The 24,516-nt window shown below is 72.0% G+C and carries 22 protein-coding genes and 2 pseudogenes; 9 read left to right on the plus strand and 15 right to left on the minus strand.

The window, feature by feature from the left end; translation table 11 throughout:
- The 3 genes from ALMP_RS17730 to ALMP_RS17740 all read right to left on the minus strand — a co-directional run.
- A partial coding sequence (locus tag ALMP_RS17730; protein ID WP_264929340.1) for an ABC transporter permease subunit occupies positions 1–1,031 on the minus strand: 1,031 nt, incomplete at its 3' end.
- Positions 1,028–2,011: an ABC transporter ATP-binding protein gene (locus tag ALMP_RS17735; protein ID WP_264929342.1), complete on the minus strand. Its 984-nt coding sequence runs from the start codon at positions 2,009–2,011 to the stop codon at positions 1,028–1,030. The genes ALMP_RS17735 and ALMP_RS17730, both read right to left, overlap by 4 nt.
- Positions 2,008–2,499, minus strand: a complete 492-nt coding sequence (locus ALMP_RS17740; protein ID WP_264929344.1) for a GntR family transcriptional regulator — start codon at positions 2,497–2,499, stop codon at positions 2,008–2,010. Before ALMP_RS17740 ends, ALMP_RS17735 begins: the two co-directional genes overlap by 4 nt.
- A 277-nt stretch (positions 2,500–2,776) precedes the next feature.
- Here ALMP_RS17740 and ALMP_RS17745 point away from each other — a divergent pair, with 277 nt between their 5' ends.
- From ALMP_RS17745 to ALMP_RS17770, 6 genes and pseudogenes are all read left to right on the plus strand, one after another.
- The gene (locus ALMP_RS17745; protein ID WP_264929346.1) at positions 2,777–3,319 is read left to right on the plus strand and encodes an RNA polymerase sigma factor; all 543 of its coding nucleotides are present in this window, start codon (positions 2,777–2,779) and stop codon (positions 3,317–3,319) included.
- Positions 3,316–4,152 carry a zf-HC2 domain-containing protein gene (locus tag ALMP_RS17750; RefSeq protein ID WP_264929348.1) on the plus strand — a complete coding sequence of 279 codons (837 nt, stop codon included), beginning with the start codon at positions 3,316–3,318 and terminating at the stop codon, positions 4,150–4,152. The genes ALMP_RS17745 and ALMP_RS17750 overlap by 4 nt, the downstream gene beginning before the upstream one ends.
- A 52-nt stretch (positions 4,153–4,204) precedes the next feature.
- Positions 4,205–5,074, plus strand: a complete 870-nt coding sequence (locus ALMP_RS17755) for an ABC transporter ATP-binding protein (protein WP_264929350.1) — start codon at positions 4,205–4,207, stop codon at positions 5,072–5,074.
- Complete coding sequence (locus tag ALMP_RS17760) at positions 5,071–6,618, plus strand: ABC transporter permease (RefSeq protein WP_264929352.1); 1,548 nt, start codon at positions 5,071–5,073, stop codon at positions 6,616–6,618. Before ALMP_RS17755 ends, ALMP_RS17760 begins: the two co-directional genes overlap by 4 nt.
- Positions 6,609–7,325 (plus strand): ABC transporter, encoded by a 717-nt coding sequence (locus ALMP_RS17765; protein WP_264929354.1) that lies wholly within the window; start codon positions 6,609–6,611, stop codon positions 7,323–7,325. The genes ALMP_RS17760 and ALMP_RS17765 overlap by 10 nt, the downstream gene beginning before the upstream one ends.
- Before the next feature lie 108 nt (positions 7,326–7,433).
- A pseudogene (locus ALMP_RS17770) lies at positions 7,434–7,619 on the plus strand (AI-2E family transporter); the annotation flags it as partial.
- Between the two features lie 84 nt (positions 7,620–7,703).
- On the opposite strand, the gene ALMP_RS17775 reads toward ALMP_RS17770, so the two are convergent.
- The 3 genes and pseudogenes from ALMP_RS17775 to mshD form a co-directional block, all read right to left on the minus strand.
- Positions 7,704–9,137 (minus strand): non-reducing end alpha-L-arabinofuranosidase family hydrolase, encoded by a 1,434-nt coding sequence (locus ALMP_RS17775; protein ID WP_264929355.1) that lies wholly within the window; start codon positions 9,135–9,137, stop codon positions 7,704–7,706.
- A 201-nt stretch (positions 9,138–9,338) separates the two neighbouring features.
- Positions 9,339–9,932: pseudogene (locus ALMP_RS17780) on the minus strand (IS5 family transposase); the annotation flags it as partial.
- A 101-nt stretch (positions 9,933–10,033) separates the two neighbouring features.
- Positions 10,034–10,963: a mycothiol synthase gene (mshD, locus tag ALMP_RS17785; protein ID WP_264929357.1), complete on the minus strand. Its 930-nt coding sequence runs from the start codon at positions 10,961–10,963 to the stop codon at positions 10,034–10,036.
- 239 nt (positions 10,964–11,202) lie between these two features.
- On the opposite strand from mshD, the gene ALMP_RS17790 reads away from it, so the two are divergent.
- Positions 11,203–13,005 (plus strand): bifunctional UDP-sugar hydrolase/5'-nucleotidase, encoded by a 1,803-nt coding sequence (locus tag ALMP_RS17790; RefSeq protein WP_264929359.1) that lies wholly within the window; start codon positions 11,203–11,205, stop codon positions 13,003–13,005.
- A 65-nt stretch (positions 13,006–13,070) separates the two neighbouring features.
- On the opposite strand, the gene ALMP_RS17795 is transcribed toward ALMP_RS17790, so the two are convergent.
- The 9 genes from ALMP_RS17795 to ALMP_RS17835 all read right to left on the minus strand — a co-directional run bounded on the left by ALMP_RS17795 (position 13,071) and on the right by ALMP_RS17835 (position 23,187).
- Positions 13,071–14,192 (minus strand): lipopolysaccharide assembly protein LapB, encoded by a 1,122-nt coding sequence (locus ALMP_RS17795; RefSeq protein ID WP_264929361.1) that lies wholly within the window; start codon positions 14,190–14,192, stop codon positions 13,071–13,073.
- On the minus strand, positions 14,189–15,427 hold the full coding sequence (locus ALMP_RS17800; protein ID WP_264929363.1) for a 26S protease regulatory subunit: 1,239 nt from the start codon (positions 15,425–15,427) through the stop codon (positions 14,189–14,191). Before ALMP_RS17800 ends, ALMP_RS17795 begins: the two co-directional genes overlap by 4 nt.
- A gap of 33 nt (positions 15,428–15,460) precedes the next feature.
- A complete protein-coding gene (locus ALMP_RS17805) occupies positions 15,461–17,527 on the minus strand; it encodes a pectinesterase family protein (protein ID WP_264929364.1) in 2,067 nt (688 codons plus the stop codon).
- Between the two features lie 76 nt (positions 17,528–17,603).
- The gene (locus ALMP_RS17810; protein WP_264929365.1) at positions 17,604–19,058 is read right to left on the minus strand and encodes a HAMP domain-containing sensor histidine kinase; all 1,455 of its coding nucleotides are present in this window, start codon (positions 19,056–19,058) and stop codon (positions 17,604–17,606) included.
- A complete protein-coding gene (locus tag ALMP_RS17815) occupies positions 19,055–19,789 on the minus strand; it encodes a response regulator transcription factor (RefSeq protein WP_264929366.1) in 735 nt (244 codons plus the stop codon). The genes ALMP_RS17810 and ALMP_RS17815 overlap by 4 nt, the downstream gene beginning before the upstream one ends.
- A gap of 76 nt (positions 19,790–19,865) precedes the next feature.
- A complete protein-coding gene (locus ALMP_RS17820) occupies positions 19,866–20,039 on the minus strand; it encodes a hypothetical protein (RefSeq protein ID WP_264929367.1) in 174 nt (57 codons plus the stop codon).
- Between the two features lie 28 nt (positions 20,040–20,067).
- Complete coding sequence (locus ALMP_RS17825; protein WP_264929370.1) at positions 20,068–21,147, minus strand: S1C family serine protease; 1,080 nt, start codon at positions 21,145–21,147, stop codon at positions 20,068–20,070.
- 152 nt (positions 21,148–21,299) lie between these two features.
- A complete protein-coding gene (locus ALMP_RS17830) occupies positions 21,300–22,322 on the minus strand; it encodes a LacI family DNA-binding transcriptional regulator (RefSeq protein ID WP_264929372.1) in 1,023 nt (340 codons plus the stop codon).
- 85 nt (positions 22,323–22,407) lie between these two features.
- Positions 22,408–23,187, minus strand: a complete 780-nt coding sequence (locus ALMP_RS17835; RefSeq protein ID WP_264929374.1) for a response regulator transcription factor — start codon at positions 23,185–23,187, stop codon at positions 22,408–22,410.
- 184 nt (positions 23,188–23,371) lie between these two features.
- On the opposite strand from ALMP_RS17835, the gene ALMP_RS17840 reads away from it, so the two are divergent.
- Positions 23,372–24,211 (plus strand): alpha/beta hydrolase, encoded by an 840-nt coding sequence (locus tag ALMP_RS17840; RefSeq protein WP_264929375.1) that lies wholly within the window; start codon positions 23,372–23,374, stop codon positions 24,209–24,211.
- 49 nt (positions 24,212–24,260) lie between these two features.
- A complete protein-coding gene (locus ALMP_RS17845) occupies positions 24,261–24,515 on the plus strand; it encodes a MoaD/ThiS family protein (protein ID WP_264929376.1) in 255 nt (84 codons plus the stop codon).
- Position 24,516: the final 1 nt, after the last annotated feature.

A 24,516-nucleotide genomic window follows, 5' to 3' on the forward strand; every position in this document is an offset into this window, starting at 1 on the left:
GCGTTCCTGAGCAGGAGGAACGCGGTCAGTGCGAGGGCGGTGGCGATGGTGAGGACCAGGGCGGTCGTGGTCAGCTGGAGCGGCCAGTAGTGGGACGGCGGGTGGTACGTGGCGTAGAAGCCGGTGGCGTCGAGTTCGGCGTACCGGGCGTCGCAGGCCTCGACGGACAGCGGTCCGCAGCCGGGGTCGGAGATGTGCGCGCCGGTGGAGGTGACCAGGCCCGATTCGACGTGGATGCCGGAGTGGACGTAGCCGGTGGCGAGCGAGGTGACGCGGGTGACGCCCGGCCATAGGTGCGGCATGGCCAGACCGGCCAGGAACCGTACGGCGGCGGCGAGGCCCAGTGCGAGGACCAGCGCGGGCAGGGTGCGGCGCAGCACCAGGCCGGCGAGGGCGCCGGCGGCGAGGCCGACGAGGACGAAGGCGACCGTGGTGGGGCCGTTGGCGTGCAGGGTCGGGTCGTCGTACCAGCTCTTGGCGGTGTCGATACGGCCCTGGCCCGCCCGCCACGCAAGGTGGTGCAGGGCGACCAGCAGGCTCGTGCCCGCGGTGAGGAGGACGGCGGGCACGGCGAGCTTGGCGGTCAGCCAGCGGATGGGGGAGATGCCCTGGGTCCAGGCGAGCCGGGCGGTGCCGTGCTCCAGCTCGCGGCCGACGAGGGCGGCGCCCGACCAGGCGGCGACGAGGAACGGCAGCGCGTTCAGGGCGAACGTCGTGTACGTGTAGACGTCCTTGTAGCGCAGGATGGCGTCCTGGTCGTAGCGGCAGCGACCGTCCTGGCGGCAGGCGTCGTACTGCCGCCAGCCCTCGGCCGCGGCGTCGGTGAGCGGGCCCCACAGCGCCAGCAGGGCGAGGGCGAGGAGGGCCACGAGGCCGGTCCACAGCACAAAGGCGGGGCGGTGGAGGCGGTACAGCCAGCGGAGGAGGTGCGGGGCGGGGGTGCGGCCGGGGGTTCCGGTGCCTTTGGTGGGCTTGGTGGCCTTGGGGGCTTTGGGAGCTTCGGGGGCGGTGGGGGAGGCCGTGGGGGTCATGCGGCGGTCTCCTCGTCGGAGCCGGAGCCGGAGCCGGAGCCGGAGCCGGAGCCGGAGCCGGAGTCGCGGCGGGTGCCGGAGCCGGTGCGGGGGTCCGTCTCCGTGTCGGAGGGGGACAGGGGGGCCGCCTGGGGGTTGCGCAGGTAGGCGAGGAGGAGTTCCTCCAGGGAGGGCGGCGTGGGGTGCCAGTCCTCGCCGATGCGGCCGGCCGGGCGTATCAACGCGCTGACCTGGCGGCCGGTGACGCGGGACTCGACCACCGTGTGCGCGGACAGCTCCCTCTCCCCGGCGTCCGAGGGGCCGCTCACGCGCGCGTGGGCGGCGAGCAGCTCGTCGATCTCGCCGGCCAGCCGGACCCGGCCGCCGCCGACCAGCAGCAGGTGGTCGCAGGAGTCCTCCAGCTCGGCGACCACGTGGGACGACATCACGATCGTGGTGCCGTACTGCGCGGCCTGCGCCATCAGCGTGCCCATCAGCTCGTGCCGGGCCAGCGGGTCGAGGTCGGCCATCGGCTCGTCCAGGAGCAGCAGTTCCGGCTGCTTGGCGAGGGCCAGGGCGAGCGCGACGCGGGTGCGCTGGCCCCCGGAGAGGGAGCGGATCCTCGCCTTGGGGTCGAGCTCGCCCGCGGAGACGATCCGCTCGGCCGTCTCGGCGTCCCAGCGGGCGGGGTTGAGGTCACTGCCCACGCGCAGGGTCTCGGCGACGGTGAGATGCGGGTACAGCGGCTTGTCCTGCGCGACGTAACCGACACGCGTGCGTGCGGACGCCGGGTCCGTGCCGAGGACGGTGACCGTGCCCTCGGTGGGGGCCAGCAGACCGGCGGCGAGCGCGAGGAGCGTGGACTTGCCCGCCCCGTTGGGGCCGACGACGGCACAGACGCGCCCGGCGGGCAGCCGGAAGGCGCAGCCGCGCAGGGCCCAGCCCCCGCGCCGGCCGAAGCGCTTGCCGAGCGCGGTGGCCGCCATGGCGGTGTCGGTCATGAGAGGTCCCCCTGGGAGTGCTTGACGTGGTCGGTGGTCTGCTGTTCGGCGTGGCCGGTCTTGGTGGTCTGCTGCTGGGCTCGGCCGGGGTCGTCGGTGTGCGGGTCGGCCTGGCCGGTGAAGTGCTTGTCCAGGACGGAGGTGAAGAGCGCGGCCACGTCGTCCCGGTCCAGGCCGGCCTCGCGGGCCCGGTGGGCCCAGCCGTCGAGTTCGGCGCGCAGGGGAGAGTCGGCCGGGGCGGTGCTCAGCCCGCGCCGTACGAAGGTGCCGAGCCCGCGCCGGGCCTCGACGAGCCCGTCGCGTTCCAGCTCGCGGTAGGCCTTCAGCACGGTGTTCGGGTTGATGGCGGTCGCCTCGACGACCTCGCGGGCCGTCGGGAGCTTGTCGCCGGGCCGCAGCATGCCCAGGCGCAGGGCCTGTTTCGTCTGCTGGACGATCTGGACGTAGGTGGCCACGCCGCTGTGCCGGTCGATGCGGTACTCGACCACCCTTCCACCAGCCTTTCACTAATTGAGTAGTGAAAGGGTGGTGGAAGGGTGCCGGGTACGTCAAGCGGAACGCCCGCACCGACGGTTGGCCTCCGCACCGGCGGCGCAGCTCCCGTTACCCGTAACCGCGGCCCGCGCACCCGTGGCGCAGCCCGTGCACCCACGAGCCAGCCCCCGTACCAGCGACGCAACCTCCGCCCGGGCTGCGGCCCGGCCTCGCGGAAAACTGGTGGGCCGGATCGTGAACCGTTCGGCGGGGCTCGTCCGATGAGGGGATGTGAGCGAAACGAGAAGCGACGGGGAGCTGCTGCGGGCCATCGCGGCGGACGGGGACCGTCATGCCTTCGAGGAGCTGTACCGGCGGTACGCGCCGTGGCTGACGGCGCGCATGCGCAGCCGCTGCGCCGACGCCGGGATAGTCGACGACGTCGTGCAGGAGACGTTCCTCGCGGTGTGGCGGGGCAGCGCCCGCTACCGCGAGGAGGGCGACGTGGCCGGCTGGCTCTGGCGCATCGGCGCCCGCCGGCTGGTCGACGCCATCCGGGGAGACGGCGCGCGCGGCCGCCTGCGCCAGGCGCTGGCGCGGCTGCGCCACAGAGACGAGGCCTCCGCGGAGGAACGTGTCCTCACGGGCGTGGAGCACGGCGATCTGGCCGGGGCCCTCACCCGCCTCTCCCCGGAGCTGCGGGCGGTCCTCCAGGCCACCGTCATCGACGGGCTCACCACCCGGGAGGCGGCCGTCCTGCTCGGCATCCCCCCGGGCACGGTCAAGACGCGGGCCCAGCGGGCCCGCAAGCAACTGCGGGAGGCGCTGGCATGACGTGGCACGTGGCAGAAGAGGATCTGCGCGCGTACGCGCGAGGTGAGCTGGCGGCGCCGCTGCTGTGGTCCGCCGACACCCACCTCACCGGATGCGCCCAGTGCCGGACGCGGCTCGCGTCGGCCGTCGACCCGGTCGCGCTGGACGCCGGCTGGCAGCGGCTGGACGCCGAGCTGGACGCGCCGCGGCCGGGAGTCGTCGAGCGGCTGCTGGTGCGGCTCGGCCTGGCCGACCACACCGCGCGGCTGCTCGCGGCGACACCGGTGCTGCGCCGCTCCTGGCTGCTGTCGGTGGTGTCGCTCCTGGTCATGACGGTGCTGATGGTGCACCTGGCGGACCGTCCCGCCCTGTTCCTGGCGCTCGCCCCGCTGCTGCCGCTCGCGGGTGTGGCCCTGTCCTACGGACCGGCCGTCGACCCGACCTACGAGATGGCCGCCGTCGCCCCGCTGCACGGCTTCCGGCTGCTGATGATCCGGACGGTCGCGGTGCTCACCGCGGGGCTGGCGTTCAACGGCCTGGCGACCCTCGCCCTGCCCGCGTACGGACTGCTGGCCCTGACCTGGCTGCTGCCGGCGCTCGCCCTCACGGCGACGGGCCTGGTGCTGACCCCCAGGCTCGGCCCGGTCCTCGCGCCCACCGTGGTGGGCGGCGCCTGGCTGACGCTGCTGGCGGTGGCCCAGACACGGCACCAGGAGACCCTCGCCCCGTTCACGGCGGCCGGACAGTCGGCCGCCGCGGCCGTCACGGTCCTCGCGACCGTCCTGCTCTACCAGACCAGAGACCGCTTCGACGCACGTCCCCTCACCGGCTTCCCGGACGGGGGCGAGCGATGACACCGCCCGCCGCCGCCCCCGTCCCCACCACCCTGACTTCCAGGAGCCACCCATGACCTCCGCACCCACCACGGTGACGGCCACCGATGTGTCCCTGCGCTACGGCGGCACCCGCGCCCTCGACGGTGTCTCGCTGGGCCTGCCCCGTGGCGTCACCGGTCTGCTCGGCCCCAACGGCGCCGGCAAGACCACTCTGTTGCGGGTGCTGGCCACGGCCGTGCCGCCCGGCAAGGGCGGGTTCACCGCGCTGGGCCACGACCCGGCCACCTCGGCCGGCCGCCTCGCCCTGCGCCGCACGCTCGGCTACCTGCCGCAGACCCCGGGCTTCCACCCGGACTTCACGGCCTTCGAGTTCGTCGACTATGTGGCGATCCTGAAGGAACTGACCGACCGGAGCGCCCGCCACCAGGAGGTGCGGCGCGTGCTGGAGGCCGTCGACCTCGCGGACGTGCGTGGACAGCGCATCAAGCGGCTCTCCGGCGGCATGCGCCAGCGCGTCGCCCTGGCCGCCGCGCTCGTCGGTGACCCGGGCTTCCTCGTCCTGGACGAGCCGACCGTCGGCCTGGACCCCGAACAGCGCATGAGATTCCGTGAGTTGATCGCCGAAGCGGGCGAGGGCCGCACGGTCCTGCTGTCCACCCACCAGACGGAGGACGTGGCGATGCTCTGCCACCGGGTCGTGGTCCTGGCCCACGGCCGGGTCCGCTTCGAGGGCACCCCCGCCGAGCTGACCGTCCGCGCGGCCGGCCGGGTCTGGAGCAGCACGGAACGCGACCCGGGCGCCCTGGCCGGCTGGCGCACCGGCACCGGCACCTTCCGCAACGTCGGAGAGCCCCCGCAGGGCGCCGACCTCCTCGAACCCACTCTGGAAGACGGCTACCTGCTCGTCCTCGACGGCGAGAACAAGGCGGTGACGGCATGAGCACCCCGGTGACCCCGGTCATGGACCCCGCCACCACGCTCGACGAGCCGCCGCGCGAGCCCCGCCGCTTCGGCGCCGTCCTCGCCCTGGCCCGCTTCGAGACCCGCGAACTGTTCCTGCAGATCCCGATCCTGTTCTTCCTCGTCCTCTACATCGGCCTCGCCGCCTGGGGCCTGCTGAACGGCGAGGACGGCATGGCCGACTACCCGATCCTGCACAGAACCGACCGCGACACCCAGCCGGGCCCCCTGCTCACCGCGATCGCCCTGCTGGTCTGTGTCAACGCGGCCGCCCTGCGCGCGCGGAAGAACGGCACGGTCCACCAGTTCGACGTCCTGGCCATGGAGCCCTGGCGGCGCACGGTCGCCCATGTGCTCTCGGTGGTCCCGTTCGTGGTCCTCACCGCGCTCGTCGTCACCGTCGAGTTCACCGGGCAGGCGCTCAAGCCGGGGGCGATCGGGCACGGTTCGATCGGTGAGCTGGCCGTGGGCCCCCTGACCGTGCTGCTGGCGGGGGTGGTGGGCGTGCTGCTGGCCCGCCTCGTGCCCTCGCCCTTCGCGCCCATGCTGTTCGTGGTGGCCGCCTACCTGCTCGTCATGGTGGCGTCGTCGGTCGAGGCCGAGGGCGTGTGGGTGGGCCGGCTCTCCCCGGTCCTCTTCTCGGAGAACTCCGGCGGTGACCCGGTCCCCTCCGACCTCCTGGGCCGCCCGGCCGCCTGGCACGCGATCTATCTGGTGGGCCTGTGCGCGCTGGTGATCTGCTCGGCGCTGCTCCTGTCCGGCGGCCGGACGCTCGGCGTCAAGGTGGCGACCGCCCTCGCCGTCGCGACGACCGCGGCCGGCGCGATCGGCCAGATCCCGCAGGACACGGCGGCTCTGGAGGCGGCGCGGGAGACGGCGTCCACGGCACCGCAGAAGGTCCAGTCGTGCACCACGATCGACGGGTCCACGTACTGCTCGTTCCCCGAGTGGACCGTGGTGCGCGACGACTGGGCGGAGGTCGTCGCCCGTGTCCGGTCCGCCGCGGGCGGCACCGCCGCCGACGCCCGGCTGACGGTCCGCCAGCGCATCGACACCAGCGGCGGCATCGAGGTCGACTCCACCCTGACCCCGTCCGACACCCCCGGTGAGGTGACGGTCGGCACCCGCTGGGGCGGCAACCGCGTCCCCGAGTTCGCGGTCGGCGCCGCCACCGTCCTGGTGACGGGCACGGAGGACGACGGCGAAGGCATGTGCGACGCCCGCCCGGTGACGATCATGTGGCTGGTCCTGGGCACCGACCCCACCCCGTGGGCCACCTTCCGGACCCTCCGCCTGGACGACAGCACCAGCGGCTCCGGAGTGGTCCTCTCCCCGACCAACCCCCTGTCCCTGTCCGAGGAGCAGACCGCGGTGGTCAGTGAACTGCTCTCCCGGCCGCGCGCCGAGGTCACCGCGAAGGTCAAGGCCCACTGGGCGGAACTGACCTCGCCGCACACCTCGACGGCGCAGGCGGCGAAGCTGCTGGGGGTCGCGGTGCCGGAGGGAGCGGAACCGTGCGAGTAGGCCAGATCCCCTCCGCCGGGACGGGCCGGGCGCCTGTCACCGCCGTCCTGCTCCGCTCCCTCCTCCCGCGCGTCTGGCGCATCCTGCCCTGGAAGGCGTTGGCCGCGGCGGGCGGGCTGGGGCTGCTGCTCGCCGGCAGCGCGCGTTGGACGGAACAGGCGCCGGGCGAGGACTCGGGACTCGTCCTGCTGCGGCTCACCGCACTGACCGGCGCCCTCGGCCTGGCCTACGTGCTGGACGACCCCGCCCGGCACACCACCGTCACCTCCCCCCTCGGCCGCCCGCTCCGCACCGGCCTGCGCCTGGCCCTCGTCGCTCCGCTCGCGGCACTGTGGTGGACGGCGGCCCTGCTCCTCCTGCCCGACGCGACCCGCCCACCCCTCGGCCGGACCACCCTGGAGGCCGCCGCCATGGCCACCTGCGCCCTGGCCCTGGCGACCGTCACCGTCCGCTTCACGGACGGACCGAAGGCGGGCAGGCCGGCGGCGATCTGGCTGGGCGTCGCGGCGGCGCTGGCCGCCCTGATCCCCGACCGCTGGGGCCTGACGGCGGCCCCATGGGACCCCTGGGGCGAGGCGACCCAGCTCAGATGGGCTGTGGTGCTGGGCGTGACGACGCTGGCGAGCATGGCCTGCACGGCGGAGCCGCTGCGGCGCAGATCCGGCATGCGCGGGTGGTTCGGGGCGTATCCAGCCCAGTGCGGGTGAGCGCGGCCCGTCCGGCGTCCAAGACGAGGCCCGTCCATGGCCGACGCGAGTAGCGCGGACAACTCGACGAGCAACGGACCGCCCCCTGCGGGGCTTGCCGGGCCGTCTCCGGCGGCGATCCTGCTGGCGCTCACAGCGGGCGCCTCCATCGCCGGCATCCTCGGCACGCTCCTGTCGGTGCCGCTGACGGCGGCGGCGTTCGGCGTGCTGTCGGAGCTGCGCTCCCGGTACTGCGACGGCGCGGACCGGGCCGAACCCGCGCGGCCGAAGGAGATCGCCGGAACGGCGGGATGACCGCCGGCGCCCGTCGGCCGCCAAAGGGGGGAACCCCAGCCGACGTGCGGCTGGGGTTCCCCTGGGTGGTGCGTGTCGGGCGGATCAGCGCTGCAGGGTGAGGACACCCGGCCGGTACGGCCACTGCTCGTAGGGGGCGCCCGCAGGGGTGGCGCCCCTGCCCTGGTAGAGGAACTGCAGGTTGCAGGGGTCGATGGTCTTGGTCTGGTCGGGGTTGTTGCGGACCAGGTCACCGTGGCTGATGTCGTTGGTCCAGGTGGCACCGCTGTTGGCCTTGCCCGCGAACGGGCTGCTCTCGCTGCCGGCCTGCACGGTCCACGGACCGTTCAGGCTGGAGGCGGTGTACGAGCGGAAGTAGCGCCCGTTCGCGCCCCGCGCCTCGACGATCATGAGGTACTGGTTCTGGCCCTGGACCTTGTAGACCTCCGGCGCCTCGAACACCCTGTCCACGGTGTCGCTCAGGACCGTCGTGTACGACGAGCCGAAGTTACCGGGGAAGTTTCCGATCGGCATGCTCGCCTTGTAGATCTTGCCGTTGTCACCGGCGAAGAACAGGTACATGTTCTGGTCGTCGGCGATCAGGGTCTGGTCGATCGGGCCCGTGGGGGAGTTGTCGGTGCTGGGGAGGGTGCCGGTGAACAGCGGCTGCGGCGCGGACCAGCTGTTGGGGTCGGTGGGGTTGCTGGACGTGCGGTAGTTGAAGGGCCAGCCGCCGGCCCACTGGGAGGCCATCACCCAGATGTTCTTGGGCGCGAAGTAGATCAGCGTGGGCGCCACCGCGCCCTGGCTCATGGCGGTCTGGGGGGCCGTCGCCATGTCCGACCAGTTCGTGAAGGGGCCGAAGCCCATCGACTTCCAGTTGCCGTCGGAGTACGTCCCGTAGACCAGGTGCTTGCCCTGGTACGTCACGGTGGTGAAGTCCTTCAGCGCGTACCACCCGTTCGCCGGCTGCGCCAGCGCGCCGGTCGAGGTCCACCGGTACGTCGACGGCAGAGAACACGTGGTGCCCGACGCGGACAGGCCGGACCACTTCTGGTTGCTGCCGCCGTTGCACGTCGCGATCTCCACCGCGGTGCCGTTGGCGGTACCGGCACCAGCGACGCTCAGGCACAGCCCGGACTCCACGCCGACGACCGTGCCGTCGGCGTTGACCCGCCACTGCTGGTTCGTACCGCCGGTGCAGTCCCAGATCACCGGCCGGGTCCCGGACGTGGTGGCGTGGCCCGGGACGTCCAAACACTTGTTGCCGTACACGGTCAGCTGGTTGCTGTCCGTCAGCGTCCACTGCTGATTGGTCCCACCCCAGCAGTCCCAGATCTGGGTGCTGGTGCCATTGGTCTGACTGGCGCCCGGCACGTCGAGACACCGGTTGGAGCCGACGCCGCGCAGGGCGCCGCTGCTGGCCGCCTGGGCGGTCGGACTGGCGACCAGCAGCGCCGCCGCCGCCGAGACGATGGTCGCGGTCGTGGCGGCGAGAACCGCGGACGAACGTCTGCGGCTGAAGCTGAGTCTGTGCATGGGGACCTCGTTTTTCTGAGTGCGCGGCTCTGCCGGCCCCTGGGAGGCGGTGCGAATGGTGGCGCTGCACGACCCCGCATATGTTCGCTATTTCGAACATAGGTCGTAGTATCGAGCAAGTGGATAATAAAGATCCGGCCACCGGCGTCAATACTTCTCACAGAAATCACGAGCCGGAGAATTCACGAGCCGGAAAGGGGCCTAGGCGGTTTCGCTTGGATCAGCGGGCGGACCAGGGGAAATGCCAGCGATGTGGAGTCCGGCCAGGTAGATCGTGGCGGTCTTCTCGTAGCGGGTGGCGATGCCGCGCCACTGCTTGAGGCGGTTGATGCAGCGCTCGACGGTGTTGCGCTGCTTGTAAGTCTCGCGGTCGAAGGCCGGTGGCCTGCCGCCTCGTCGCAGCCGGTGGCCGCGCTGATCCGCCGGGACCGGGATCACGGCCCGGATGCCGCGCTTGCGCAGGTGGTCGCGGATCGCACGGGACGAATATGCCTTGTCCGCCAGGACCACGTCCGGCCTGGTGCGCGGTCGGCCACGTCGCCGGGGAACGCCCAGCCGGGCCATCACGTCGGTGAAGGCCGGTGGCCTGACCGGCTGTGAGAAGGAACGAACGCGAGAGGTCGGCAGCGGGCATCGGCCGCGAGGTGGATCCTGGCCGTCAGCACACCACGGGACCGCCGATGGCGTGGTCGGCCGGTTCGCCGGCTGGGGCCCCTTTTTGCGGGCTCCGGCCGCGTGCTGGTGAACTCGCACGATCGTGGAGTCCACGGAAACGGCCCAGGCCTGACGGCGACCGCCTCCCGCTGGGCCCGGGGGCGGCAGCCTCCAGAACGACCGCACCGACACCGCCCACCGGGAAGCCGCCGCTCACCGCAGCCCGCCCGAGCGGCGCGGCCTCACGTCTCGGTGCGGTACATCAGGTCCGCCTCGTGCGTGACGAACCCCAGCCGCTCGTACACCGACACCGCCGCCTTGTTGTCGGCATCGACATACAGCATCGCCGTCGGCAGGCCCTGCGCCGCGAGATGCCGCAGGCCGATCGTGGTGAGGGACTTGCCGAGGCCGCCGCCCTGCGCGTCGGGGGAGACACCGAGGACGTAGACCTCGCCGAGTCCTTCCTCGGCGTGGACCTTGGTCCAGTGGAAGCCGATGAGCCGGTCCTCGTGGAAGGCGAGGAAGAAGCCGGCGGGGTCGAACCAGGGCTCGGCCTTGCGGTCGTCGAGGTCACGCTGGGTGAGGGAGCCCTGTTCGGGATGGTGGGCGAAGGCGGCGGCGTTGACGGCGAGCCAGGAGCCGTCGTCCTGGCCGGGAACGAAGGCGCGGACGGTCACGCCCTCGGGCAGCACCGGATCGGGCAGGTCGAGGTCGGTCAAAGGGCGCCGCATCTGCCGCAGTTCGCGGAACAGGGTCAGGCCGAGGACCTGGGCGAGGTGCCGGGCCGCGGAGTGACCGCCGTGGGCCCAGACGCGCAACCGCTTGCCGGAGGCGGCGAGCAGGGCCGAGCCGAGCGCACGGCCGTGCCCGTGCCCGCGGAACAGGGGGTGGATGACGAGTTCGGCGGCCGGTGCCTCGACGGGGTCGGTGTCCTCCAGTTGGGCGTAACCGACGAGTTCGCCGCCGCCGACGGTGAGCAGCAGATGGGCCACGCCCTCGCGGGCGCCACCGCGCAACTGGAGGCGGCCCTGTTCGGACACCGCCTGCTGGCCGTCGTTCCGCGCGGCGTCCGCGAGCAGTTCGAGGACGGCCTCGGTCTGTTCGGGGGAGAGCGCGGAGTAGGTCTCGATGGATCGGGAGCCGTGGGTCCGTGCGGTGTCGTCGCTGGTCATGCGTATGAGGGTAAGGGGCGGGCCGCGCAAAGTGGCGGCACGGGAAGGGCGCCCCGACACCGGAGCGGAAAGGAAGGCGAAAGGCAAAGGTGAGGGCAAAGGGAAACCAGGATGTAACCATGAACCCCCTGTCGCGCTACGCGCGTTGACTCTAGGCTGCCGCCCGACGGGGCCACTCATCTCACACGCCTCTCAGGGCCGGTCCCGGCCCGGAGGACGCCGACACCACAGGGGGGCGCATGCCAGCCACTTCCCAGTCGTATCCGAGCCGCAGACGCCGTACGTACGGGCTGCTCGCGGCGGCCGCCGGCCTGGCCACGGCCGGCGCGCTGGTCGCCGCACTCCCGGCGGGCGCGCAGGACGCCGAGCACGGCAAGCCGCTGCCGAGCCGCTACCAGGACGTGCAGCTGCTGTCCTTCAACGACCTGCACGGCAACCTGGAGCCGCCGGCCGGTTCCTCCGGCCGGGTCACCGAGATCCAGCACGACGGGACCACGAAGACCATCGACGCGGGCGGTGTGGAGTACCTCGCCACGCATCTGCGTCAGGCCCGTGAGGGCAAGAAGTACTCCATCACCGCGGCCGGCGGCGACATGGTCGGCGCCTCCCCGCTGATCTCGGGCCTGTTCCACGACGAGCCGACCATCGAGGCGCTGAACAAGCTGGACCTGGACGTCACATCGGTCGGCAACCACGAGTTCGACGAGGGCGCGAAGGAGCTGGCCCGGCTGCAGAACGGCGGCTGCCACCCGACGGACGGCTGCTACACGGACGAGGGCTTCGCGGGCGCGGACTTCCCGTACCTGGCGGCGAACGTCCTGGACGACAAGAGCGGCAAGCCGATCCTGAAGCCGTACTGGGTCTGGAAGAAGAAGGACGTCCGGATCGGCTTCATCGGCGTCACCCTGGAGGACACGCCGGGCGTGGTGTCCGCCGAGGGCGTCAAGGGCCTGAAGTTCAAGGACGAGGTCGAGACCATCAACAAGTACGCCAAGGTGCTTCAGCGCCAGGGCGTGCAGTCGATCGTGGCGCTGATCCACGAGGGCGGTCTGCCGGCGTCGACGGCCTACAACTACGACTGTGACTCGCCGGGCGCGGGCGACGGCATATCCGGCCCGATCGTCGACATCGCGAAGAACATCACGCCGTCGGTGGACGCGCTGGTCACGGGCCACACGCACGCCGCGTACGCGTGCACCGTCAACGACCCGTCGGGCAAGCCGCGCACGGTCACCTCGGCCGCGTCGTTCGGCCGCCTGTACACGGACACCACGCTGACGTACGACCGCTTCACGGGTGACATCGCCCGTACGGCGGTGAAGTCGGCGAACCACGTGGTCACCCGGACCGTGCCCAAGGCGCCGGACATGACCGAGCTGATCAGCAAGTGGAACACCCTCGCGGCGCCCATCGGCAACCGCGCGATCGGCTACATCTCCGCCGACATCCCCAACTCGGGCACCGAGTCCCCGATGGGTGACCTGATCGCGGACGCGCAGCTCGCGTACGGCAAGCAGCTCGACCCGGAGACCGACCTCGCGCTGATGAACCCGGGCGGCGTCCGGGCCGGCCTGACCTACGCGGCGAAGGGCACCGAGGGCGACGGTGTGGTGACGTACGCCGAGGGCTTCACCGTGCAGCCGTTCTCCAACACCGTGAACCTCCAGGACTTCACCGGCGCTCAGCTGATCCAGATCCTCAAGGAGCAGGTCAGCGGCTCGAACGCGGCCGCGCCGAAGATCCTGCTGCCGTCGGCGGGCCTGACGTACACGCTGGACATGACGAAGACCGGCGCCGACCGTGTCGTCGCGGACTCCGTCAAGCTGAACGGCGCGGCCATCGACCCGGCCGCCACGTACCGCGTCGCGACGAACAGCTTCCTCGCGGGCGGCGGCGACGGCATCCCCACGCTGGGGCAGGGCACCAACGACCTGGTCGGCATCGACGACCTGGCCGCCCTGGAGCAGTACCTGAAGGCCAACTCCTCGGCCACCAGCCCGATCGCGCCCCCGGCGGCGAACCGGATCACGATCGTCAAGTAAGACCGCACCGACGACGGCGGATGTCGGGCTCCATACGGCCCGCAGCACCGCCGTCGTCGTGTGTTTCAGCCCTTGCGCCGGTCGAACCACACCGTCGCCGCCGTCGGCAGCAACCCCGCCCAGAAGATCACCTGGGGCACCGTCCGCTCCGACCAGGGCACCTCGGTGAGGAGCAGCGCGCACAGCATCGCCCAGGCCGCCTGCGCCAGGACGGCGCGGGGCCAGGGGCGGCGGCGGATCAGGGACCGCAGGTTGACCCGCACGCCCGCCCGCAGCCGCCGGTAGCGCAGCAGGGCGCCGAGCGCCCAGATCACGGCCATCGGCACGAGGTTCCACAGGCGTTGGCCGGCCGGCAGCGGAAGTTCCCGCTGGGTCTCCCCCTCCACCGCGAAGAGGTCGAGCCCGACGCCGGCGAGGGCCAGGCAGAGCAGGGCCAGCCAGCGGATGCCGCGCAGCAGACGGTAGGAGGCCTCGTCGAGGCCCCGGTGCATCACCGTCGAGTCGGGGGCGGCGGCCAGCGCGTCGGCGTACAGGGTGGCGGCCTGCGCGGCCTTGACGCCGGGGCCGGTCGCCGCCTTCCTCGTCTGCCGTTCGAGGGCGGCCCGGTGCTGCGGGTCGAGCCGCAGGATCTGCTCGTCGAGCTGGTCGGCGACGGTCCGGTTGTTCGCCAGATCCGCGATCGTCCAGGCCACCTCGTAGGCGAACACCTCCTCCGGGCCCAGCCGGATGGCCTCCTGGGCCAGTTCGCCGGCCTCCCGCAGGAAGCCGTCCAGGGCCTGGCGGCTCACCGCGCCGCCGTGGGTCTGGCCGTGGTGCACGGCCCTGATGCGGTACAGCCAGTGGGCGAGGAGCGCGTAGGGGTACCAGTAGTCGGGGGCCAGCCGGATCGCCTCGCGCAGGACGTCCTCGGTCTCCGGGAAGCGTCCGCCCACGGCCTTGAGGGCGTGCGCGTGCATGACGAGGGCGCCGACGTCCTCGGCGTCGAGCACGAGGGCCCGCTCCGTGGCCTCCAGCGCCTTCTCCCCGTCCGGCTCGTCGCCCAGGTGGCTGCGTGCGAGCTTGACCCAGGCGCGCAGGTCCTCCGGTTCCTCCGCGAGGCGCTCGGCCAGCAGCCGCCGGGCCTCCTCGTACCGCTCGAGATCGATCAGCGCGTCGGCCCGTTCCACGGCCGGGTGCACGGTGCTCACAGCTTGCGTCTCTTCTTCAGGTAGGCGACCAGATCGTCGTACATACCGCCCTCGTTGGCGAACATCGCCACGTTGCGTGCCGAGGCGAACCAGGGTTCTGCCGACGGGACGACGTCTTTCGCGGCGGCCAGCAGGTCCTTCATGCCGATCATGCGGACGGTGCCGGTGCGCGCCGAGTCGAGCAGCGCCCGCTCGGCCGCCGCCTCGCACACATGGGCGAGGTCGGCGCCCGACAGGCCGTCGGTGACCTTGGCCAGCTTGGCCAGGTCGATGTTCTCGATGGGGCGTTCACGCAGGTGGTAGCGGAGGATCGCCTCGCGTGCCGGCGCGTCGGGCGGCAGCACGAGCAGGGTGCGGTCCAGGCGGCCGGGCCGGCGCAGGGCGAGGTCCACGTCCCAGGGCACGTTGGTGGCGGCCAGCACGAACACGCCCTCGTTGGCGTCGGAGTGGATGCCGTCGAGTTCGGTCAGCAGCTGGTTGACGGTGTTGCGCATGCCGCTGTGCGCGGTGCGGCTGCGCTTGGCGCCCAGCGCGTCCAGCTCGTCGAGGAAGACCACGCACGGCGCCTGGCGGCGGGCGGTCTCGAACACCTCGTGCATGTTGCGCTCGGAGTTGCCGATCCACATGTCGAGGACATCGTTGACGGACACCGACAGGAAACCGGCCCCGAGTTCCCCGGCGACGGCGCGGGCGATGAACGTCTTGCCGCAGCCGGGCGGCCCGTACAGCAGCAGGCCGCCGCGCAGGCTCTTGCCGTACAGGCGGCGCAGCTCGGGGTTGCGCAGCGGGGCGAGGAACGCCGCCTCCAGCCGGTCCTTGACGTCCTGCATGCCGCCGACGTCGGCGAGGCGCACGCCGCCGGGCCGCTCGACGTCCCACGCGTCGGCGTCGCCGGGGTCGTCCTGCCCGTCCGCGCGGACCGGCGTCTCCACGAACCTGGGCGGGACGACGTCCCCGACCTGCTCCTCGGCGGCGGTCCAGTCGAACCCGGTGCGCGGCGGCCCGGCGGGCGGCGCGGGCTGGGGGGCGGGCACGCCCATCGCGCGGGCCATCAGCTCGCGCGCGTGCGTGTCCCCCGGCGCGTGCTGCAACGCGGCGGCGATCTCGGCGACGGCGGCGTCGGACCGCCCCGCGTCCAGGAGGAGCTGCGCGAGGTGCAGGCGCAGGGGGATGTCGGCGGGGGCTGCGGCAACTGCCGTACGCAGGCTGTGGATCAGGGGCGAGTCATCCGGCATGGCCCTACCCTACGGACCCCCGCGCACGGTCGTTCAGGAGGCTGTCGGCGTCCAGTCGCCCAGCCAGTCCGCGACCTCCTGGCCGGCGGCCTGGGCGTCGCTCAGCTGCGGGCGGTCGCCGCTCGCGGCGCCCGCGCCGGGGCCGGTGTTGCGGTACTCGGCGAACCGGTCGTCCTTCCAGGAGAAGCCGCTCATGTCGGTCCACGGAGTGGTCTTGATCGCGGCGCTGAGGGTGGTGTTGCGGACGGTGGTCTGCGGGTCGAGGCTCGCGTCGCCGCCGGCGTGCCAGGGCCGGCCGAGGTGGAAGCTGCGGTCGGAGACGTCACCGTTGACCGTGGAGTTGGCGATCAGGATGCCCTTGCGGTTCGCGGCCGTGCTGGGGGCGGTGACATAGCCGGCCGAGGTGCCGTTCCAGCGCTTCTTCAGGGTGATGACCGACCGGTCGATGACCGCGGTGGCCCGGCCGAAGATGAAGTCGACGTTGCCGATGACGTAGGAGTTGGTCATGTAGACCCGGCCGAGCCTGTCCTTGGAGGCGGTGTCCACCAGCAGCGTGTCCTGGTCGCCGCTGACGATGACGCCGTCCAGGAACACCTTGTCCGCGGCGGTGCGCAGGGCGACCGCCTGGTGCCCGGACAGGGACTGGTTGGCGGCCTCGTCGAAGTCGTTGGAGACGGTCAGGTTGCGCGCCTGGAAGTCGTCCGCCTCGACGGCGACGGTGGCGCTGCCGCCCGTGCCGTAGGTGCCGGAACCGTCGGGCTTCGGCGTGCCCGCCGCGTTGTTGTAGACGATCACGGTGTCCTTGCGGCTGCCGCCCATGCCCTGGATGGTGACGTGCGGCTTGTTGGCCGTAACCCTGACCGTCTCGCGGTACGTGCCCGGCTTGACCTGGATCACCACCCGGGAGGGGTTGTTGGCCGGTACGGCGTTCACGGCGGCCTGCACCGTCCGGTACTGCCCGCTGCCGTCCTTGGCGACGGTGAGGGTGGTCGCGGCGGCGGCCTCGGCGGTCGCGGAGGCCGTCGTACCGATCGACGTACGCGGACCCGTACCGGACTTCAGGAGCGCGGGCACGTCGGCGGTCCTGTCGAGGGTGTAGCCGTAGTACGTCTTCGGGTCGAAGGCGCTGCCGCCGCTCTCGTTGCGCCCGCTGGTCGAGACGAACGTGTTCCCCTTCTGCGCGAGCGAGGCGGTGCTGTCCTTGATAACGGGGTTGTTGACGCCCTGGAAGTAGGAGTTCTCCAGGAGCATCTTCGTCCTGCCGCGCGCGTAGTTGCCGTACGACGACTTGACGGTGGTGCCCGCCACGTCCTCCAGGAAGTTGTTGTAGAGGTGGGCGTGGGCGGCGTTGTCCGTGGACGGGTTGCGCTGCTCGGTCTCGCGGATCCAGTTGTGGTGGATCGTGATGTCGGTGACGACGTTCTCGGTCCAGCCGATGCCGAAGGCCTTGTTGTCGTCGCTGAGCTTGTTCCAGGACACGGTCACGTACGTCGAGTCCTTGCGGACGTCGATCAGCCCGTCCGCCATGTGCCGCAGGTCGTTGTGGTCGATCCAGACGTGGTGCGCCCCGTCCATCTGGATCGCGTCGAAGTCGTGGTCCTTGTCGTTCCAGACGCCCTGGTACGCGTCCCGGATCGTCAGGTTCCGGATGATCACGTTGTGCACGCCCTGGCCGAGGAAGAACCCACCGCCGACGATGTGCCCGGAGGTCCCGGACCCGACGATGGTCTTGTCGGAGGCGACCTTGATCTCCTTGCCGACCGGGTTCATGTTGATCGTGGCGGCCACGACGATCACGTACGGCTCGGCGGCCGTGGCGTACTTCTCCAGGTCGGCGAGCGTCTTCACGGTGACGGTCTTCCCGTCCCGTCCGCCGTACGTCCCCTTCTGCCCGAGCGCGTCGACCGAGGCGAAGCCGTCGGCGGTGGCGGTGGCCCAGGCGGGCGCGGCGGCGGAGGCCTGTGCGGCGCCGACCCCGGGCAGCGCCCCGTAGGCCAGGGCACCGGCCGCGGTCAGCGCCATCGGCACGCCGATCGCGAGGGCCTTGCTGCTCTTGCGGTGCCGTGACCTGCCGGCATCTGTGACGCGGTGCGCGCTCATCGGACCATCCGTTCCATGGGGGGTGACCGGGACGCTGGTGGGTCGCCGCACGGAGCGGAAAGGTTGCCGGGAAAGGTCACATCGCGGGAGTGTCCGGCGGTGGGGTCGGCGCCCCCGGCAGCCGTACGGTCGCCACCGTGCCGCCGGTCTCCGCCCGGGACAGGGTGATCTGCCCGCCGGACTGCTGCACGGTGCGGGCGACGATCGACAGGCCCAGGCCCGAGCCAGGCAGGGCGCGGGCGCTCGGCGAACGCCAGAACCGGTCGAAGACGTACGGCAGTTCGTCCTCGGCGATGCCGGGACCGTGGTCGCGCACGGTCAGCACGCCCCCGCTGAGCTGCACCTCGATCGTGCCGCCCACGGGGCTGAACTTCACCGCGTTGTCCAGGACGTTGACCACCGCCCGCTCCAGCGCGGCCGGCTCCGCCCGGGTGTACCAGGGTTCCAGGGAGGAGTTGATGGTCAGTTCGGGGCCGCGCAGCCGCGCCCGGCGCAGAGCCGCCTCCACGGTGTCCTCCAGCGACACCACCTGCACCCGCTCCCCGCGCTGTCCCTCCGAGCGTGACAGCTCCTGTAGGTCGCCGATGAGCGCGGCCAGCTCGGTCATCTGCGCCTTCACCGACGCGAGCAGCGCCTTGCGGTCCGCCTCGGGGATCGGCCGGCCGGTCTCCTCGCTGCGGGTGAGCAGCTCGATGTTCGTCCGCAGCGAGGTCAGCGGGGTGCGCAGCTCGTGTCCCGCGTCCGCGATCAGCTGCTGTTGCAGCTCGCGGGAGTTGGCGAGCGATGAGGTCATCGAGTTGAAGGAGCGGGACAGGCGGGCCACCTCGTCCTCGGCGTCCTCCTCCACCGGGATGCGCACGCTCAGGTCCTCGGTGCGGGCCACGTGCTCGACGGCCTCGGTCAGCTTGTCGACGGGCCGCAGACCGGCGCGCGTCACCGCGAGCCCGGCGGCCCCGGCGCCGACGACTCCGATACCGGAGACGATGAGAAGGATCAGGGCCAGTTCGTTGAGGGTCGACTCGGTGCTCTTCAGCGGAACGGCGACGAGGAGGGCGGTGTCCTTGACGACGTACTGGCCGTCGGCGCCGTCGACGACGAGCGCCGTGGTCAGCACGCGCACCGCGTTGCCGTCACTGTCGACGCCGTTGCGGATGACCTCCAGTTGCGGGTTCTCGGCCACGTCCTTGTCGCTGCCGGTGACCTTCACCAGCGCGGTGGACGTGCCGTAGAGGCAGCCCTTGCCGTTCGACTGGACCAGCTGGGAGTAGCCCTTGAAGCGCGGCCCGAAGGGGAACGCGTCGGACGGCGACTGGGCACAGGTGTCGAGGGCGGCGGCCACCAGGTTCGCCGGCTGCGCCCGGTTGGCGCCCGACCGCAGGTCGTTCTCCAGCTCCTCGTACAGCTTTCCCTGCACGAGGAACCAGCACGTCACCGACACCGCCGCCACCGCGAACGCCACCGCCGCGGCGACCAGCAGCGACAGCCGCGCCCGGATCGGCAGCGACCGCAGCCGGCGTACCGCCCTGTTCACTCGGCTCCGCCCTGTCGCAGGACGTACCCCACGCCCCGCACGGTGTGCACGAGCCGTGGCTCGCCGGCGGCCTCCGTCTTGCGGCGCAGGTACATCACGTACACGTCGAGCGAGTTCGAGGACGGCTCGAAGTCGAAGCCCCAGACGGCCTTCAGTATCTGCTCCCGGGTGAGGACCTGACGCGGGTGCGCCATGAACATCTCCAGCAGCGTGAACTCGGTACGGGTCAGCTCCACGGCCCGCCCGCCGCGGGTGACCTCGCGTGTCGCGAGGTTCATGCGCAGGTCGGCGAAGGTGAGCGCCTCGTCCTCCTGGACGCTGTCCGCGACGGCCGCCACGTAGGAGCTGCGGCGCAGCAGCGCGCGGACGCGGGCGAAGAGCTCGTCGAGTTCGAAGGGCTTGACCAGGTAGTCGTCGGCCCCGGCGTCCAGTCCCGTCACCCGGTCACCGACGGTGTCCCGGGCGGTCAGCATCAGGATCGGGGTGGTGTCACCGGCGCCGCGGATGCGGCGGGCGGCGGTGAGGCCGTCCATGCGGGGCATCTGGATGTCGAGGATCACCAGGTCGGGCCGGTAGGCGGTGGTCTTCTCCAGGGCGTCCGCGCCGTCCACCGCGACCTCCGTGGCGTACCCCTCGAAGGCGAGGCTGCGCTGGAGTGCTTCGCGCACCGCCGGCTCGTCGTCGACGATCAGGATGCGCTGGGGTTCACGGTCGCCTTCGGCGGGGCTCATGGGCGTGGTTTCCTCGGGTGCGGTGGAGGGGGCTGAAGGCCTTCAGCCCGCAGAACGCCTTTCAGCGTAGAGGGGCTCAGCCGCGGACGGTCCGGCGGCGGCGGGCGGCCGTGGGGCGGGCGCCGGTCGACGTCGTCGCGATCTCCGGCGCCCGGGTCACCGGCGGGTGCAGCTCGTAGGCCACACCGAGGGCCAGGGCGAGGTCGGCCGGGCCGGCACCGGTCACCGTGTGCGAGACCTGCTTGATCATGACGTGCTCCCTGCTGTCCTGGCCGGTGTCAGTTGTCGGCGCCGCCGGCCCGCAGCGTGGCGAGGTCGGCCTTGACGGTGTTGATCGGGATGGCGAAGCCGAGGCCGACGCTGCCGGCGTCGGAGGAGGTGGCGTCCGCGGCCGAGTACATCGCGGAGTTGATGCCGATGACGTTGCCGACCGCGTCGATCAGCGCGCCGCCGGAGTTGCCGGGGTTCAGGGAGGCGTCGGTCTGGATGGCCTTGTACGTCGTCGTCGACGAGCCGGTGTCGCCGTTGAACTGCCGGCCGCCGAACTCGAACGGCCATCCGCCGCCCTGCTGCTGTTGCTGCTGCCCCTGGCTCTCGTCGGTCGAGACGGTCACGTCCCGGTCGAGGGAGGAGACGATGCCGCTGGTGACGGTGCCGGTCAGGCCCTCGGGCGAGCCGATCGCCACGACCGTGTCGCCGACCTGGACACCGTCGGAGTTGCCGAGGGTCGCCGCCTTCAGACCGGAGGCGTTCTCCAGCTTGATCAGGGCGAGGTCCTTCTTGCTGTCGGTGCCGACGACCTTCGCCGTGTAGGTCTTGCCGTCGCTGGTCGTCACCTTGATCGAGGAGGCGCCGGAGATGACGTGGTTGTTGGTGAGGATCTCGCCGTCGCCGGTGATGATCACACCGGAGCCGGTGGAGGCGCCGCCGCTGAGGGTGGCGTTGATCTCGACGACGCTCGGGCTGACCGCCGCGGCGATGGCGGCGACGTCGCCCTTCTTGCTGGAGGGCACCACGCTGGTGGTGGTCGAGGAGGTGACGACCGTGTCCTTGCCGGTCAGCTCCTGGATGCCGTACGCGGTGCCGCCGCCGACGGCCGCGGCGACGATCGCCACGGCGGCGAGCAGCGCGACCGGGCCCCGGGTGCGCTTGCGCGGCGCGGGCGCGGGCTCGGCCACCGGCGGTGCGAGGAGAGCGGTTCCGCCGCCGCCGGCGCCCTGGGCGGGCTCATGGGCCGGCCGGGGCGGCCACTCGGGGTTCACCGGGTTCACCGGCGCGGAGACGTGCTGCTGGGCGCCCTGGTACGGGTTCTGGTACGCGGTGTCGTACTCGCCGTCGCGGCGGATGCTCTCGGTCATGACATCGAGCTTGTCGCCCGACCATGAGAGTCCCCTGAGCGCTCCCTGAGAACCCCGGCAGAACCGCGTGTGCCGGGCATAAAGCCGCTTCTCGCACGGCGGCGGGCCCTCTCAGGAAACCCTCATGAAACCTCGCGGCTGCTGTTCTGAAGCTACGCGCAGCCGCAGGACCGCCGGGGCACCAGCCGCGACGGGAACACCTTCAGCCGTTCGCGGCGGGAGCCCGCGACCCGCAGTCCGTCGTCCAGGACCAGGTCCACCGCCGCGCGGGCCATGGCCGGGCGGTCCGACGCGATCGTGGTCAGGGGCGGGTCGGCGAGCGCCGCCTCCTTGATGTCGTCGAACCCGGCCACGGCCAGCTCGCCCGGCACGTCGATGCGCAGCTCGCGCGCCGCCCGCAGCAGGCCGATCGCCTGGTCGTCGGTGGAGCAGAACACCGCCGGCGGGCGGTTCGGGCCCGACAGCAGCTCCAGGGCGATCCGATAGGCGTCGTAGCGGTTGTACGGCGCTTCGAAGAGCCGGCCCTCGGTGCTGATCCCGGCCTCGTCCATGGCGCGCCGCCAGCCCTCGACGTGGTCGGAGACCGGGTCTCCGACGGCGGGCGTCTCGGCGGTGCCGCCCACACAGGCGACGTACTCGTAGCCGTGCTCCAGCAGGTGGCGCACGGCGAGCTGGGCGCCGCCCAGGTCGTCGGTGACGACGGCGACGTCGTCGATGGCCTCGGGCCGCTCGTGCAGCAGGACCACCCGGGCGTCCCAGGCGTCGATCTCGGCGGCGGCCAGGTCGTTGAGGGCGTGGCTGACCAGGATCAGGCCCGAGACCCGCATCCCCAGGAAGGCCCGCAGATAGTGGACCTCGCGCTCGGCGATGTAGTCGGTGTTGCCGACGAGCACCATCTTCCCGCGCTCGGAGGCGGCCTGCTCGACCGCGTGCGCCATCTCCCCGAAGAAGGGCTGGCGGGCATCCGGGATGATCAGGCCTATGAGGTCCGTGCGCCGCGACGCCATCGCCTGGGCGACCCGGTCGGGCCGGTACCCCAGCTCCTTGATCGCGGCGAGGACACGCTCGCGCGTGGCCGGGGCGACCGGCCGGGGTCCGTTGTTGATGACATAGCTGACGACGGCGGTGGAGGTCCCTGCCAGCCGCGCCACATCATCCCTGGTTACCTTGGCCACGCGCGGAGTCTACGCGGATGGATCGGCCACGGGCAGGGCGTCGGACGGCTTCCCGCGCGCGAGCGCCGCCCGCCCCGAGGGGTCCTCACGCCTCCGCGGCGACCTCGTCCGCGCCCACGGCCGCCTCGTCGTCCGTCTTGCCCTTTTTTGCCCGGTCCGTGGTGCCCTTGGCCTCGTCGCCGGACCGCTCGATCTTCTCGGGCGTAACGAATCGATAACCGACGTTCCGGACGGTTCCGATCAGCGACTCGTGCTCCGGACCGAGCTTGGCGCGCAGACGCCGTACGTGGACGTCCACCGTGCGGGTGCCGCCGAAGTAGTCGTAGCCCCAGACCTCCTGGAGCAGCTGGGCGCGGGTGAAGACCCGGCCCGGGTGCTGCGCCAGGTACTTCAGCAGCTCGAACTCCTTGAAGGTCAGGTCGAGGATCCGGCCCTTGAGCTTGGCGGAGTACGTCGCCTCGTCGACCGACAGGTCGCCGTTGCGGATCTCCATGGGGGAGTCGTCGTTGACGATCTGCTGACGGCCCATGGCCAGCCGCAGCCGCGCCTCCACCTCCGCCGGGCCGGCGGTGTCGAGCAGGACGTCGTCGATGCCCCAGTCGGCGGTGACGGCCGCGAGGCCGCCCTCGGTGACGACGAGGATGAGCGGACAGCCGGGTCCGGTGGAGCGCAGCAGCTGGCACAGGCTGCGCACCTGCGGCAGATCGCGGCGGCCGTCGATCAGGATGACGTCGGCGCCCGGCGTGTCGACGAGAGCGGGGCCCTCGGCCGGGGCCACGCGCACGTTGTGCAGCAGCAGACCGAGCGCGGGCAGCACTTCCGTCGACGGCTGGAGGGCGTTGGTCAGGAGCAGCAGAGAACTCATACGTCTGGTTCCTCCTCGGTCCCTGCGAGGACGTTTGCGGCACTACGGCACTGCTCTGCGCGTCCCGGGGCCCCGTACACCTGCGGTCACCTGGAGTTTCCCGCTTCGTATACAACGCTTCCGAAAGCACAAAAGGACCCGGGGGCTACGCTGCCCGAGTCCTCTGCCCAGCAGAATAGCCCACATGAGCAACGGTCCGGCAGGTCATGTGGCACGTTCCGGTATTCGTCCGCACTCCGAGACGAACAGAGCCGCACCTTTGCGGACGTTCCTGCACACGGCCGACGGCGTTTCCATCGATTCCGTATACGACCCGGGGCCGGTCGTATACGAGACCTGCGGTCCATCCGCCGATCACCTGGTGTTCGTGCTCGCGCACGGCTTCACCGGCGACGTGGACCGCCCCCATGTGCGACGGGTGGCCGCCGCGCTGGCCCGGCACGGGGCCGTGCTCACCTTCTCCTTCCGCGGCCACGGCCGCTCCGGCGGGCGCTCCACGGTCGGCGACCGCGAGGTCCTCGACCTGGCCGCCGCCGTCGACCGGGCCCGCCGGCTCGGGCACGCGCGCGTGGCCACCGTCGGCTTCTCGATGGGCGGCTCGGTGGTGCTGCGGCACGCGGCGCTGTACCCGCGCACGGTCGACGCGGTGGTCTCGGTCAGCGCCCCCGCCCGCTGGTACTACCGGGGCACCGCCCCCATGCGCCGGCTGCACTGGCTGGTCACCCGCCCCGAGGGCCGCCTGGTCGGCCGCTACGGCTTCCGCACCCGCATCCACCACCGCGACTGGGACCCGGTGCCGCTCTCCCCGGTCGAGGCGGTCCCGCGGATACGGCCCACCCCGCTCCTGATCGTCCACGGCGACAGCGACGGCTACTTCCCCGTCGACCACCCCCGGATGCTCGCCGAGGCCGCCGGTGAGCACGGCGAACTCTGGCTGGAGCCCGGCATGGGCCACGCCGAGCACGCCGCCGACGACGGCCTGCTGGCCCGCATCGGGGACTGGGCGGTCTCCCGGGCGGGCTAGCCTGACCCTGTTGACCGTCGAGCACTGACCGGACTGACTGAGGAACGAGATGGCAAAGGGCACGGTGCGCTACTGGGCGGCCGCCAAGGCCGCGGCCGGCGTCGCCGAGGAGCCGTACGAGGCGGCCACCCTCGCCGAGGCGCTCGACGCCGCGCGGCAGCGACACCCCGGTGAACTCGCGCGTGTCCTGCTGCGCTGCTCGTACCTCGTCGACGGTGACCCCGTGGGCACCCGCGCACATGAGACGGTACGGCTGGCCGACGGCGGCACGGTCGAGGTGCTCCCGCCGTTCGCAGGAGGGTGAC

Source organism: Streptomyces sp. A012304, from assembly GCF_026008495.1.
Taxonomy (GTDB): domain Bacteria; phylum Actinomycetota; class Actinomycetes; order Streptomycetales; family Streptomycetaceae; genus Streptomyces.